Source organism: Brevibacterium sediminis (assembly GCF_013623905.1).
GTDB classification, from domain to species: Bacteria; Actinomycetota; Actinomycetes; order Actinomycetales; family Brevibacteriaceae; genus Brevibacterium; species Brevibacterium sediminis.
Genome location: NZ_JABKDD010000001.1, coordinates 355,171 through 369,475, shown reverse-complemented (window position 1 = coordinate 369,475; position 14,305 = coordinate 355,171). Strand labels below are relative to the sequence as shown.

Annotated in this window: 10 protein-coding genes; 2 read left to right on the top strand and 8 right to left on the bottom strand. The window is 63.0% G+C overall.

Annotated elements, in window-relative coordinates; all coding sequences use genetic code 11:
• Nucleotides 1-63 precede the first annotated feature (63 nt).
• Nucleotides 64-1,149, top strand: coding sequence for a GNAT family N-acetyltransferase (locus tag HK108_RS01725; RefSeq protein ID WP_139907636.1), 1,086 nt, complete (start codon nt 64-66; stop codon nt 1,147-1,149).
• 33 nt (nt 1,150-1,182) lie between these two features.
• On the opposite strand, the gene HK108_RS01720 is transcribed toward HK108_RS01725, so the two are convergent.
• The 7 genes from HK108_RS01720 to HK108_RS01690 all read right to left on the bottom strand — a co-directional run bounded on the left by HK108_RS01720 (nt 1,183) and on the right by HK108_RS01690 (nt 12,785).
• A complete protein-coding gene (locus tag HK108_RS01720; protein ID WP_229663901.1) occupies nt 1,183-2,943 on the bottom strand; it encodes a VanW family protein in 1,761 nt (586 codons plus the stop codon).
• Between the two features lie 48 nt (nt 2,944-2,991).
• Complete coding sequence (locus HK108_RS01715; protein WP_181270425.1) at nt 2,992-4,311, bottom strand: PIG-L family deacetylase; 1,320 nt, start codon at nt 4,309-4,311, stop codon at nt 2,992-2,994.
• Between the two features lie 52 nt (nt 4,312-4,363).
• Nucleotides 4,364-6,274 carry a translational GTPase TypA gene (gene typA / locus HK108_RS01710; protein ID WP_139466927.1) on the bottom strand — a complete coding sequence of 637 codons (1,911 nt, stop codon included), beginning with the start codon at nt 6,272-6,274 and terminating at the stop codon, nt 4,364-4,366.
• Between the two features lie 106 nt (nt 6,275-6,380).
• Nucleotides 6,381-8,303: an ABC transporter ATP-binding protein gene (locus HK108_RS01705; RefSeq protein ID WP_139466926.1), complete on the bottom strand. Its 1,923-nt coding sequence runs from the start codon at nt 8,301-8,303 to the stop codon at nt 6,381-6,383.
• Entirely contained in the window at nt 8,303-9,334 is a 1,032-nt protein-coding gene (locus tag HK108_RS01700) for an ABC transporter permease (protein WP_139466925.1), read from the bottom strand. Before HK108_RS01700 ends, HK108_RS01705 begins: the two co-directional genes overlap by 1 nt.
• Nucleotides 9,331-10,875 carry an ABC transporter permease gene (locus tag HK108_RS01695; RefSeq protein ID WP_139907628.1) on the bottom strand — a complete coding sequence of 515 codons (1,545 nt, stop codon included), beginning with the start codon at nt 10,873-10,875 and terminating at the stop codon, nt 9,331-9,333. The genes HK108_RS01700 and HK108_RS01695 overlap by 4 nt, the downstream gene beginning before the upstream one ends.
• Before the next feature lie 104 nt (nt 10,876-10,979).
• On the bottom strand, nt 10,980-12,785 hold the full coding sequence (locus tag HK108_RS01690; RefSeq protein WP_139466923.1) for an ABC transporter family substrate-binding protein: 1,806 nt from the start codon (nt 12,783-12,785) through the stop codon (nt 10,980-10,982).
• A 259-nt stretch (nt 12,786-13,044) separates the two neighbouring features.
• Here HK108_RS01690 and HK108_RS01685 point away from each other — a divergent pair, with 259 nt between their 5' ends.
• Nucleotides 13,045-13,629: a hypothetical protein gene (locus HK108_RS01685; protein WP_229663900.1), complete on the top strand. Its 585-nt coding sequence runs from the start codon at nt 13,045-13,047 to the stop codon at nt 13,627-13,629.
• 2 nt (nt 13,630-13,631) lie between these two features.
• On the opposite strand, the gene HK108_RS01680 is transcribed toward HK108_RS01685, so the two are convergent.
• Nucleotides 13,632-14,285 (bottom strand): MBL fold metallo-hydrolase, encoded by a 654-nt coding sequence (locus HK108_RS01680; protein ID WP_139466922.1) that lies wholly within the window; start codon nt 14,283-14,285, stop codon nt 13,632-13,634.
• Nucleotides 14,286-14,305: the final 20 nt, after the last annotated feature.

Genomic DNA, 14,305 nt, shown 5'->3' with positions numbered 1-14,305 from the left:
ACCCGACCGGGGCGCGCGTGTCATAGGGTGGGAGGGCATCAATTTCGCGGAGGAAGGCCAGAAGTGGACGATCTGCAGCCCGGCAGACGAGTGGTCGTGCGGTATTCGCTCGCACCCGGTGACACCCATTCGACGTCGGATGCCCTCGGCGTCGTCACAGCCGTCGACGAGGCGGGGCTCGAGATCGATACGAAGCGCGGTCCCCTGCGCATCGCTCGCGCCCAGATCCTCCTCGTCCACGAGGTGCCCCCGGCTCCGACGAAGGCCGGGCGCACGCATGAGATCGTCTCCGCCGTGGATCTGCGGCGCATCTCGGCCGCCGCCTGGCTTCCTCACGACGTGTCCTGGCTGCACGTGGAGAATCTGCGCAACGAAGGCACCGAGGCGGCCGCCGAGGTCAGCCTGCTGCAGAAGGGCTGGCTGCTGCGGCATTCGGAATCAGCGACCCGGCGCGCCAATTCCTGCCTGCCGGTGACCGACACCGGACTCGGGTGGGAACAGGGACTCGATGCCGTCGAGGAGTGGTATCGGACCCGAGGCAGGCCGAGCCGCGTCCAGATCTATTCCGCTGACGATTCCTCGACGCTGGCACCCGAATGTGAGGGGCTCGCTCCCCTGCTCTCGGCTCGCGGCTACACCCCTTCCGAGGCCACACTTCTGCTCACAGGCGCCACGGCAGAGGCAGCCGGCGGTGCATCCTCCCCCGCCGAGGCGGCCGCGGCCGGACTGATCGTCGACGTCTCCGATGCCCCGACCTCCGAGCATTTCGCCGCATGGACGTCGCAGCGCAACCCCGGTGAGGAACCGGGTTCAGCTGAGGCGTTCAAGACGCTCATCGAAGCCGATCAGCCGTGTGAGTTCGTCACCGCCTACGCCGAGCATCCCGATGGGTCCCGGACTATGGTGGCGGCCTGCAGGGTGGTCGAGCGCAGCAAATGGGGTGTCATCACCAACCTCATCACCCGTCCCGATCTGCGCAGACGCGGTGCCGGACGTTCGGTGGCCGCAGCCGCGGCAGCACTGCTCGCTCAGCGCGGGGTCAGGTCCTACCTCGTCGACGTCGAGTCGAGCAATGAGGCATCACTGGGCCTCTTCGCCTCTCTCGGAGCCGCAGTGCGTCACCGGTCCTGGTACGCCGAAGCACGCTGACCGGTCAGCCGGCCGGAATCCAGCGGGGAGGGCTCAGCCCTTGCACTCGACCTTGTTCACCGGCCGGTAGACCGTGGTGAAGCCGTCCTTCGTGGTCTTACCCGAAGCGATGTCTTTCATGGTCCGGGTGATCCGGATCGACCAGCCGCCCTTCGGCGACTGCGGGGAGCAAGAAGGCCCGCTTTCGGTGACCGACCCCGGTGACGTGTGGTTGAACCGGTCCGAGGCGTCGGCCGACACATCGTACTTCTTGACGCCGAAGACCTTCGCGTGGACCTCTCCGTCTTTGAGGTACATGTCGAGGACGACCGGAGTCTTCGAGTTGTTCGTGAACTTCATATCGATCGACGACCAGTCGAGGGTCGACTCGCGGCCCTCCGGGTAGCGGGAGATATAGCGCGAATGCGCCTGGTGTTCGTCGAGTTCGAAGCCGGCGAAGAACGCCGCATTGAACAGGGTCGTCGACACCTGCGAGACGCCGCCGCCGTAGTCTTCCTTCATCTGCCCTTCGGAGATCACGCCGGCAGGTTTGTAGCCGTTTGCGGCGGTGCGCTGGCCCAGAGCTTCATTGAGGGAGAACTGCTCACCGGGTTTGAGAACGGTGCCGGAGACCCTCTTCGCAGCCACTCGCAGGTTCGTATCGCGGTTGGGTTCGGAGCTGTAGCCGGTGGAGAAGTGTGACACGGTGTCGGAGACATCGGCCTTCTTCGCGTCCTTCGTCGTGAACTCGGGTTTGACCGAGGCCAGAGTGACCGTGGGCTTGTCCTCCTTGCCGTTGATGGCATCGGTGACCGCGCCGGTCAGCTCCTTGGCCTTGATCCCGATTCCATCGCGGGAGGGCACGACCTCGGGCTTGCCGTCCTTGATCTCGAAACTCGCGTCTTCGGCCGGTCGCCCGATGTCCTTGTTCGCGGCCAGCACGGACTTCTGCAAAGCCTCCTGATCGAAGACAGGCTTGAGCTTCGAGTCCTCGGCCTTGAACGTCAGAGTCTTCGCGACGGTCTTCGGAGACACGGTGAGGTCACCGCCCTTGACCTTCGAATCCGCATCCTTCCCGGGCTTCGCCGTGATCGTGAGGTCCTTGCTCACGGCGTCTTTCGCGAATCCGTCGGCCATGTCCTCGGCTTCGGACGTGGTGATATCGGGATCGACGTTCGTCGGAATGACCGGGAGAGCATCCTCGGTGCGCAGCCAATGATCGTCGACGGCGGTGCGCACGGCGGCGGTCTCGACGGTCTGGCCGTTCTTGCCGTCCTTGACCTTCGGTGTGGTCTTGTCGAACTCGAGTTCGGCGTCTTTGGGATCCACGGCCAGGGATTCCGTGACCTTCGCGGTTTCCTTGTCGAACTTCTCCTCGTCGACCTCGATGACGGGATCGCCTTCGTCCTCACCGAACAGGCGGTCCCAGATGACGGTGGGGTCGAGGCTGAAGCCGGTGATGCGCTCGACTGTCGCTTCCGCGTCGAAGGTGATTCCGGCCTTCTCCGGGTCGAGCTTCGCCGTCGGTTCTCCGGCCTTCAAGACGATGTCCTTCTCCGCGTCATCGCGCAGGTCGTTGCGCAGTGTATTCTCGGCGTCTGTCGCGGACTTGCCGCCGATGTCGATTCCGGCCACGGTCGTCCCCGGTGCGAGCATACGACCGCTGAAGAAGCCGATCACCACATAGATGGCGGCCAGCACGACGACGGCCACGAGGATGAAGGGCCAGACCGACTTCTTCCGGACAGCGCTGCCGGACGGGTCGGGCCCGCCTGCGTTCGAGGTTCCATCGGACAGGGTATTGGTCGGCATCATTCTCCCGAGGGTGTCGATAACGACTGATTCGGTGCGGTTCGCACGAGTCTATCGAGTGCGATCGTGCCCGCGCACGTTGATGAAGGAGAAGACGGCAGCCAGGACCATCGGTCCGAGCAGCCACACAACTGAACGCAGCAGTCCGGTGACGATCATATCGGCGCCGGGCAGCCACTTCGGCTGACCGAAGACGAAGGACAGTACGGCGATGATCACGGCGGCGACCAGCATCGGGGCGCTGCTGCGATACATCGTTTTCAGGTGCCACAGTCCCGCCGCGGCCAGAGCCAGGGCCAGCACGAGTCCCCACGGCAGGATGATCGGGGTCTCGCCGAGGTTGACCACCGTGACGTTGAGGTGCTGCATGGTGCCGAGGAAGGCGATGAGCAGTCCGAGCACAGCGGAGTGGAGGTAGGCGAAGATTCCCGGCTTCCGCGGTGCGCGTCGCCGTCGCAGGGGCTGAACCGCTGTATTCTCCTGAGCTTCGACCACTGCGACATCGAGGCCGGTGAGCACGTGCGGGGCCGATCCGGCGTTGAGGATCTCGGACGGGATCGGCGCTCCGGCTCCGATCGAGAAGTATTCGCGGTCGCCGATCTTCTGGCCGACACCGTTGGACAGAGCGAAGAAACCGCCTGACACACTCACCTGCGTACGGTGGGCTTCCAACGCTGCCCGTTTCGCCGGCAGCACCGCGCTGACGTCCTGGTCGATGACGATCTGACCGACAGGCGGTTTGGCCGGGATCGTCTCGGCGGGGGCGAATCCGGTGTCTGCGAAGCCTGCCTGGTGCGGGTCGAACGAATGGCGGGCCACCTCGGTGGGGGTGTCGACGTAGAGCAGTCGACCGGTCCGCCATTCGGCGAAGTCGATTGCCGCGGTCGTGGCCTCGTGCACCCGCACGTGGTCGGGGTGACCATAGCCCCCGTTGGCGGCGTAGGTGATGATCGCATGCGGTTCGAAGGCGTCGATGACGGCGGCGATGTGTCTGGCCACGGTCGTGATGTCGGCTGCGCTCAGAGCGTTGTCGGTCATCGATGCCGCGGGTCGAGCGTGACCGTCCGGTCCCCATTCCATTCCCGAATCCTCAAAGGTGCGCGTGGTCCCGCCGAGGAAGGTGTGCATACGCACGCCGAGAGCACGCATCGCCTCGGCGATCTCCTGCTCCCGGACCCGGGCGAGACCGGCCCGGTCGCCCTCGAGCTGCTTCAGCTCTGCGGGGATGACCTCGCCGCCCTCACCGCGGGTGGCTGTGAGCACCATGACCTCGGCACCCTCGGAGACCAATTCGGCGATCGTGCCGCCCGTCGTGATCGTCTCATCGTCGGGATGAGCGTGCACGAGGAGGACGCGTGGCGTAACAGTCATTGGTTCCTGGGTGCTCGAGGTCATTCGGTGCTGCCGGATCAAGGAATCCGGCTCAGGCGTTCTGGCGGCGCATCTTCGCGTAGAGCTTTGCGCGTTCCTTCTGATCGAGTTCGACCTTGCGGATGCGGATGGCACCCGGGGTGACCTCGACGCACTCGTCCTCACGAGCGAACTCGAGGCTCTCCTCGAGGGTCAGCTTGCGCGGCGGAGTGAGGTTCTCGAAGCTGTCGGCAGAAGCCGAACGCATGTTCGTCAGCTTCTTCTCCTTCGTGATGTTGACGTCCATATCGTCGGCGCGCGAGTTCTCGCCCACGATCTGGCCCTCGTAGACCTCGGAGGTCGGTTCGACGAAGAAGGTACCGCGGTCCTGCAGGTTGATCATCGCGTACGGGGTCACTGTTCCCGCGCGGTCGGCCACGAGAGATCCGTTGATGCGGAACTCGATATTGCCGGCCCACGGTCCGTATCCGGCCGAGATCGTGTTCGCGATACCGGTGCCGCGGGTCTCGGTGAGGAACCGAGTGCGGAATCCGATGAGGCCGCGAGCGGGGACCTTGAACTCCATCCGCACCCAGCCGGTGCCGTGGTTCGTCATGGTCGACATGACACCCTTGCGGGCAGCCAGCAGCTGGGTCACGGCGCCGAGGTAGTCCTCCGGCACATCGACCGTGAGCTCTTCGAAGGGCTCATGGACCTTGCCGTCGACCTGTTTGGTCACAACCTGAGGCTTGCCGACCGTGAGTTCGAATCCTTCACGGCGCATCTGCTCGACGAGGATGGCCAGAGCCAGCTCACCGCGACCCTGGACCTCCCAGGCGTCGGGGCGTTCGGTCGGGACGACCTTGAGCGAGACGTTGCCGACGAGCTCCTGGTCGAGGCGGTCCTTGACCATGCGGGCGGTGACCTTCGTGTTCTTCTCACGGCCGGCCAACGGGGAGGTGTTGATACCCACGGTCATCGAGATCGCCGGATCGTCGATGACGATCGCCGGCATCGGCTTCGGATTGTTGATGTCGGTGAGCGTGTCACCGATCATGATGTCGGGAATGCCGGCGACGGCGACGATGTCACCGGCCGAGGCCTCCGTGGCGGGCACCCGGTCGAGACCCTGGGTCTCGAGCAGTTCGGTGATCTTCACCGAGCTGATCTCGTCACCGCGGGCCCAGGCGACCTGCTGGCCCTTCTTCAACGTGCCGCCGAAGATGCGCAGCAGAGCCAGACGGCCGAGGAACGGCGAGGCGTCGAGGTTCGTGACATGTGCCTGGAGGATGCCGTCGGAGTTGATCTCCGGTGCCGGGATCGTCTCGAGAATGGTCTTGAACAGCGGTTCGAGGTCGGGGTTGTCCGGGACCGCTCCATCGGCGGGCTGTTCGAGGGAGGCGGCACCTGCCTTCGCGGCGGCGAAGACGACGGGCACATCGAGGACGGAGTCGACGTCGAGGTCGGGGACTTCGTCGGCGAGGTCGGAGGCCAGACCCAGGAGCAGGTCCTGAGCTTCCTCGACGACTCCGTCGATGCGGGCATCGGCACGGTCGGTCTTGTTGATCACGAGGATGACGGGCAGCTTCGCGGCCAGCGTCTTGCGCAGGACGAAGCGGGTCTGCGGCAGCGGACCTTCCGATGCGTCGACGAGGAGGACGACGCCGTCGACCATGGACAGTCCGCGCTCGACCTCACCACCGAAGTCGGCGTGCCCGGGGGTGTCGATGACGTTGATGACGATGGGGTCCTCGCCGGCCGAGGGACCGTTGTAGAGGACGGAGGTGTTCTTCGCGAGAATAGTGATGCCCTTCTCACGTTCGAGGTCGCCTGAATCCATGACGCGTTCGGCGAAGTCGCCGTGTTCGCTGAACACACCGGTCTGCCGGAGCATGGCGTCGACCAGCGTGGTCTTGCCGTGGTCGACGTGTGCGACGATTGCTACGTTTCGGCGGTTTTCCCGTCGTGTGATGGCTTCAGTCATCAAGAACCTTTTTGAGATAGAGAGATCGGTCCAGCCCGGACCCAACAGACAATTATACGGCCACCCGCACGCTCTCGCGTGCAGGTGGCCGTCAGCTTGGGCGGACTCAGGCGTTCATCGTGGCCTCGAGAACCGCGTCCCTGGCCTCCCGACGCTTGCGCTGCTCCTGCGGATCCGGAACGGGAACCGCAGACAGCAGACGCTGTGTGTACGGGTGGACGGGGTTCGACACGACCTGTGAGGACTTGCCGATCTCGACGAGGTAGCCGTGGCGCATCACCGCGATGCGCTCGGCGATGCGCTCGACCACGGCCAGGTCGTGGCTGATGAACAGACACGCGAAGCCGTATTCCTTCTGCAGGCCTTCGAACAGGTCGAGGACCTTCGCCTGCACGGACACGTCGAGGGCCGAGGTCGGCTCATCGGCGATGAGCAGCTTCGGGCGCAGGGTCAGGGCACGGGCGATGCCGATGCGCTGACGCTGACCTCCGGAGAGCTCATGCGGATAGCGGTTGCGCATAGAAGTCGGCAGTTCGACCGCGGTCAGCAGCTCCTCGACCCGCTTGCTCAGCTCCGGCCCTTTCATCCCCTCGTGGAGGTAGAGCGGCTCACCGATCGACTCTCCGACCGGCAGTCGCGGGTTGAGCGAGGAACCGGGATCCTGGAACACGATCCCGACTTCCTTGCGCAGGGGCCTCATCTGCTTATTGCTCAGGCCCTTGATGCTCGTGCCGTTGACGACCATGTCGCCTTCAACGGTGGGCAGCAGCCCGAGAGCGGCGCGCCCGATCGTGGTCTTGCCCGACCCCGACTCCCCCACCAGGCCCACGACTTCGCCGGGGGCGATCATGAGATTGATGTGATGAGCGGCGCGGAAGGCCTTCTTCCGTCCGATTGCGGGGTACTCGATCGCGGCGTCACGCAGCTGCAGAGCAGAGGGCTTCGAGAAGTCCGCCTGCGAACCTGGATGGTAGTACGTCTCCGTGGAGTCCATCTCGATATCGGGACGGTCCTGCGCGGTCACCTGAGCGCGAGCCTCGGCCACGGCCATATCGGCAGCCCCGGCCTCGGAGAGACCGTCGCCACCTACGGCGGAGTCCGGTGCGCCGACCGGGTCATCGGCGTGCGAGGCCTGATCGGAAGTGATATCGGACAGCGAGGCCTCGACATCGTCGATGCTGCCGCCGAATGCTTCGCTGTCGGTACCCTCACCGAGGTGGGGAACAGCCTCGAGGAGCTGCTTCGTATACGGATGCTGCGGGTTGTAGAAGATCTCCTCCGCGGTACCCGATTCGACCACCTTGCCGGCGCGCATGACGATGATGCGATCGGCCATATCCGCCACCACGCCCATATCGTGCGTGATGAGGATGATGCCCGCATCGAGCTTCGACTTCAGTTCGCGCATGAGCTTGAGGATCTCGGCCTGCACCGTGACGTCGAGCGCCGTGGTCGGCTCATCGGCGATGAGCAGCTTCGGCTGACAGGCCAGAGCCTGCGCGATCATGATGCGCTGACGCTGACCGCCGGAGAGCTGATGCGGGAACGAATGGAACCGATCCTCCGGATCAGGGATCTCCACCAGCCGCATGAGCTCGAGCGCCCGTTGCTTCGCCTCACTGGGACCGATGTCGAGGTGGACGCGCAGCGTCTCCACGATCTGGTACCCCGCGGTGTAGACCGGGTTGAGCGCAGTCATCGGCTCCTGGAAGATCACGGAGATGTCGTTGCCGCGCACGGCCTGCATCTTCTCCGGAGGCATGCCGATGAGTTCGCGCCCATTGAGCTTCGCTGAGCCGGTCGCACGGCCGTTGCTCGGCAGGAGGCCGAGCAGTGACATGCTCGACTGCGACTTTCCGGAGCCGGACTCGCCGACGATCGCAAGAACCTCGCCGGCATTGACCGTGTAGTCGAGGTGTTCGGCGGCCATCCACCATTCGTCGCTGACCCAGAACTGGACTCCGAGGTCATTGACCTCGAGGATCGGGGAGCCCGTCTTCGGCTGGGCCTCTGCTTTCTTCTCAGCCATCACTTCGCCTCTTTCTGTGCCATGCGCTCGGCCTTCTTCATCTTCCTCCAACTCGGGATGGTCTTCATCCGCGGGTCGAACGCGTCGCGCAGACCGTCGCCGATGAAGTTCACACACAGAGCGATGACGATGATGAACAAGCCGGGCCACCAGAACAGCCACGGACGAGTGGCGAAGGAGGTCTGGTATTCACTGATGAGCTGTCCCAACGAGATGCCGGGCGGTTTGATGCCGAAGCCGAGGTAGCTCAGCGAGGCTTCGAGCACGATCGCCTGACTCATGATCAGCGTCGTGTTGACGATGATGACGCCCATGGCATTGGGCAGCATGTGCTTGAACATGATCCGGAAATCGCTGGCCCCGGCCACGCGCGCCGAATCGACGAACTCCCGTTCGCGCAGCGACATGAAGTCTCCGCGGACGAGACGTGCAAGACCCACCCAGAGGATGCAGCCCAGCGCCACACCGAGCAGCGGGCCGTTCGCTCCGCCGACGAGCACACCGAGGATCGATCCGACCACGATGACCGGCAGGATGACGAAACCGTCGGTGATGCGCATGAGCACCGAATCGACCCAACCGCGGTAGTAGCCCGCAACAGCACCGACGACCGTGCCGATGATCAGGCAGACGATGCCGATGATGAACATGACGACGAGAGAGATCTGTGTCCCTTTCATCACTCGGGAGAAGTTGTCACGACCGATCTCATCCTGACCGAAGGGATGATCACCGAGTGAGAAGAAGTTCGCAAACGACCAGGTCGGGGCTCCGCCGGGGTTGACCACGGGCCCGGACGCCGTATGACTGAACTTCCACCAACCGGGGATTCCCGCAAATCCCTGTGCGCTGAAGGCGAAGATGGCCACGAGCACAAGGACGACGATGGAGATCATCGCGCCTTTGTGACGGAGGAATTTGCGCAGGACGATCTTGCCCTGGGAAAGACCTTCGGTTTCCTTCGACTCGATCGCATTGTCCCCGACTTCGTCGAGGGCGAGAGCGTTCTGTTTGTCGTTGTCAGTACTCATGCGTTCACTCGGATTCTCGGGTCGAGGACGGCATAGAGGAAGTCCGCGACCAGGTTGGCGATGATAGCGAGCAGGCCTGTGATCAGGATGTAGGCCATGACCGGGTCGAGCTCTGCCTGTCTCAGCGAATCGATGAAGAGCTTGCCCATGCCGTTCCAGCCGAAGATCGTCTCCGTGATGACGGCACCGCCGATCATTGTGATGATGTCGACGGGAACGACCGAGGCCAATGGCAGCAGCGCATTGCGCATAGCGTGCCGCATGATCACCGTACGTTCGTTGAGACCTTTGGCTCGTGCCGTGCGGATGTAGTCCTGGCCCAGGACCTCGAGCATCGAACCGCGGGTATAGCGGGTGTACGAGGCGAAGGAGATGAGGACGAGAGCGATCGACGGCAGCAGCAGGTGAGTGAACGAGTCGAGGTTCGTGATCCAGAAGTCGCCGTCGATATTCGGCGCCGATGCACCGATCGTCGCGATCGGACGATTGTTGATGGCCGGGTCGTCCGAATACTCCTGCCAGCCCTGCAGCACACGGTCGGCGAAGATGAGCACTGCCACGATGATGGCCGTGAAGCTCGTCGTGCGCGCGGTATCCCAGGGATCCGGGCCTCGGAATGCCAGACCGATGCCGACGGCGACGGCGATCGCAACGATGAAGAGCCCGAACATCCACAGCCAGTTCATGTCGACGTAGTAGAAGAGGTTCATCAGCGGCCAGTAGAGCAGCGCGCCGACGGCCACCGTGATGAGTGTGGCATAGAGCACGCGGCGGTTCTTCAGGCCCGTCGACAGGTACGTCATGACGATGGCCGCACCGGCGCCGATGACGACCACGCCGAGGAGGCCGATCGTCGGGTGCTGCATCCAGCCGCTGGCGAGGATGTAGTAGATGGTGCCGAAGGTGATGACCGCTGCGGCGACGAAGGTGATCACGCGACGCTTCGCGCTGCCGCCGAGCGCACCCATCCAGAACAGCCCCATGGCCACACAGCCGATGATGATCGGCCACCAGGATTCCAAGGTCGGATCGTTGATGAAGTTGTTGATGTCGATCGCTCCGTACTGCTTGAGCAGCACCGCCACCCAGAAGACGGGCAGCGAGTAGAGGAGGAACGAGACGAAGGTGATGAAGTAGTCGAAGCCCGAGTACTGGCGGATGGCCGAGATCATGCCGACGGCGATGCCGAGGATGATGGCCACGATCGTCGAGGCGGTGATGAGCTTGATCGTGTTGACGATCGCGCCCTGCAGCTGTTCGGTGACTTCCTGACCCGACTTCCAGGCGATGCCGAAGTCACATTGGCCGATGGCGCAGCCGCCGACTCCTGCCAACCACTTGAAATAACGGACGATGGCCGGAGTGTCGAGGTCGAGGAGACGTCGACGCGACTCGTAGAGAGCTTCGATGTTCGGTGATGTGCTCGCGCGCAGGTCCCAGAAGAAGTCGAGCGCGACGTTGAGGAGCAGGTAGAGGACGAAGGTGACGACGAGGAGCACGAGCGCTGTCGACAGCAATCGTCGGAGGATGAATCTGATCATGATGGGAGTTCCGTTTCAATCTTCCGAAAACGCCGCTGTGGGGACCACACAGTGATCCCCACAGAAGGCTTGAGTGGAGAAGAACCGATCGCGTCAGTCGCGGATCAGTTGACTTCCCACTCCCAGTAGTTCCAGAACATCGTCGGCGACACAGCGGTCGACTTCACGTTCTTCACGCTGTCACGGTAGATCGTCAGTTCGGGGAACTGGAAGATCGGCGCACCGAAGGCATCTTCGGTCAGCTGCTTCTCCATGTCGATGAGGAGATCCTGCTGCTCCTCTTCCTTGGACACGAGAAGCTTGTCGAGGATCTTGTTCATCTTCTCGCTCTTGTAGCCGCCGTAGTTGTTCTGCGCACCGTAGCGGAAGTTGGCATCGTTCTCGGACACGCCGGTGCCCTCGGACTGCCAACCGAACAGCGAAACATCGTAGGTGCCGTCACCGAGGCGGGTGCCCCAGTTGACATCTCCGACGTCCTTGATCTTGAAGCCGGCTTTCTCAGCCGATTCCTTGATCAGCTGAAACTCCTGCTGACGACGCGAGTTCGTGTTGTCGTACATGACACGCACGGTCGGGGAGTCCACTCCGGCTTCCTTGAGCAGCTTCTTCGCGGCCTCGACGTCACCATCTGCGGCATCGGCGACGCCGTTGACCTTGGTGATCGCGTCGTACATCGGCGAGCCCGGCACCTGCGAGTACGAATCACGGGTGACGGCTTTGTCGTTGAGGGGCTTGATGATCTTCTCGACGATGTCCTCACGCGGCAGAGCCTTGAGGAACGCCTGACGGACCTTCTTCGCCTTCTCCTCGTCGCCGCCGTTGGCAGCAGGATCGAAGGGACCCTTGTTGTCGAAGGTGAAGTCGACGTGCTCATACGTCGCACCATCGGCGGCATCGACATTGACTCCGTCGATCTTCTCGGCGGCGGAGAGGACGTCAGCGGTCGCCTGCGGCTGAGTCATATCGACCTCACCGTTCTCGATCGCCTGGATCATCGCCATCGGGTCGCCGTTGTAGCGGACCGTGACTGTCTTGACCTTCGGCTTCACCGGACCGGTGTACTTGTCGTCGAGCTCGAGGGTGACATACTGTCCCTCCTCGAACTTCGTCATCTTGTACGGACCGTTGTGGACCAGCAGGTCCTCGTCCTTCGGCATCGAAGTGAAGTCGAACCCGGTGTTCCAGGTGTTCGAGATCTTCGACAGCTTCTCGGTGTCCTTGTCCTTGATGGCCTTGAGGATGGCCTCCTTGCCCTTCTCGGCATCGTCGATCCCGAGAGCCTTCTTCGCCACGATATGAGCGGGCACACCGACGCCGTCGGCACCAGTGCCGAATTCGGTCTGCCAGTCGGCGAAGGGCTTGGAGTATTCGAGGGTGATCTCCTTGCCGTCGTCGGAGATCTCGGGGAACTTCTTGATCAGAGCCGAACCGGCGGTCGAGGAATCGAAGTAGACGGTCTTCGCGTCGTTCTTCTTCACCGTTCCGTCGTCGTTGTTGTTGGCTTCGACGGTGTTGAAGTTCGCCGAGGTGCCGGCCCAGGTCAGCGCCAGGTCGGCGGCGTCGACGGGGGTGCCGTCGGACCACTTGGCATCATCATTGAATGTGTACTTGACCTTGAGCGGGTCTTCGGAAACCTGTTCGACCTTGCCGAGGGCTCCGTCCTGAACTTCGAGGTCACCATCGTAGTACCCGAAGTTGTCATTCATCATGTAGGTGAGAATGGCGTTCGAGGTTGCATTGCCGTTGGCGGTCAGCGTATTCATCGACCGGAACGATTCGTTCCAACCGATATTGATGGCGGTGTCCTTCGATGCTTCGTCGTCATCGCCTCCGCCAGGGGGTGTGCAGGCGGTGAGCACCATTGCAGCGGCAGCCACAGAGGCACCAGCCGCGAGGAAGCGCTTGTTCACGTTCTCTCCTTGTTGTTCTAGGGCGAGTCACCCTCGTTCTTGCACCCCAAAGCCGGAGTGCATTCCGGTCACGTGAAGCATTTCGGCAGAGACCGAAGCGCATGTGACCGCGTTCATGTTTTTCACATGGATTGCAACAAAGTTAATTCACCGGCGACTGTGACGGAGTCCACATAATGAGCAAATTTCGGAATCGTTACCGTTTCGAAACCAAGGGAACAGACAACTTTTGTTCAGTCTCAATGGATAGGATGATCAGGTGGCTGACAGTGAGATAGATCGCAATGAGACCGAGCCGACCGTCGTGCGGACGACGAGTTCGACGGCCCTGTTCTTCATCGTCGGCGGGCTCTGCGCCTTGGGCGTGCTCTCAATCCTCTTCGGCGATTTCACGCTGCGCGGTCTGGCCGCCGCAGGCATCCCTCTGGCCGTCGGCACCTTGGTCTTCGTCTTCTACCGGTTCCCCCGCGTCGAGCTGCACAGACAGCAGCTCATCTTGGTCAATCCGCTGCAGACCGTGACGATCCCGTGGAACCTCGTCGACGGCTTCGAGACCCACTTCGGTCTGAGCGTGCGCACCCATGAGAAGAAGTTCGCCTCATGGCCGCTGGCCGGCAAGGGCAAGAAGTGGGAGAAGGACGAGCACGATATGCGCCGGCTCGTCGAGAATCCGAGCCCGGCCGTCGACACAGTGCTCGAGCGCTATTCGTCGCTCAGCGACGCAGAACTCGCCAACCCCGGTGGGCAGCGTGTCATCGAGACGAGATGGAACATCGGCATCATCGCCGTGGGTCTCCTCGCCATCGTCTGGGCGCTCTTCGGCTTCGCGGCACTGCCGAGCTGAGGTCACCAGCCGCGTTCGCGCCACTCCCCCAGTTTCGGACGTTCCTCGCCCAGGGTGGTCGAGTCCCCGTGTCCGGGCAGGACGAGAGTCTCGTCCGGAAGTTCGCCGAATACCCGCTCCTCGAGGTCGTCCATGAGTGAGGTGAAGTCCTCCGCCGACCAGGTCTTGCCCGGCCCGCCCGGAAACAGCGAGTCACCGGAGAACAGGATCGTCTGACCGCCGTCGCGCAGAAGCAGTGCGATCGAGCCGGGAGTGTGCCCGCGCAGTGCGATGGCTTGGAGGACGAATCCGCCGAAGTCCCCGACATCGAGGTGATCGACAGAGTGCGCGATCTCCACGCCTTCCGCCTCGGTGATGGCGGCCGCGTCCGCGGCACCGGCGATCGTCATCGCCTCCGGATAGTTCGCCGAGGTGGCCGGCAGTGCCCGAATATGATCCCAGTGCTGGTGTGTGGTGATGATCGCTCGCAGCATGGGTTCCGCGTCGGTGTCCTGGGCTCCCGAGTCGATGAGCTCGGTGATCGCCTCGGCGTCGTCGGCGGCGTCGATGAGCACCTGGGAGCCGGTCTCTTTGGCGGTGAGCAGATAGACGTTGTTCGCCATCTCGGAGACCGCGATAGAGCGGATGATGACGTGCTCGGTTTCGATCGTGTGCATTTCCAAACTCCTCAATCTGT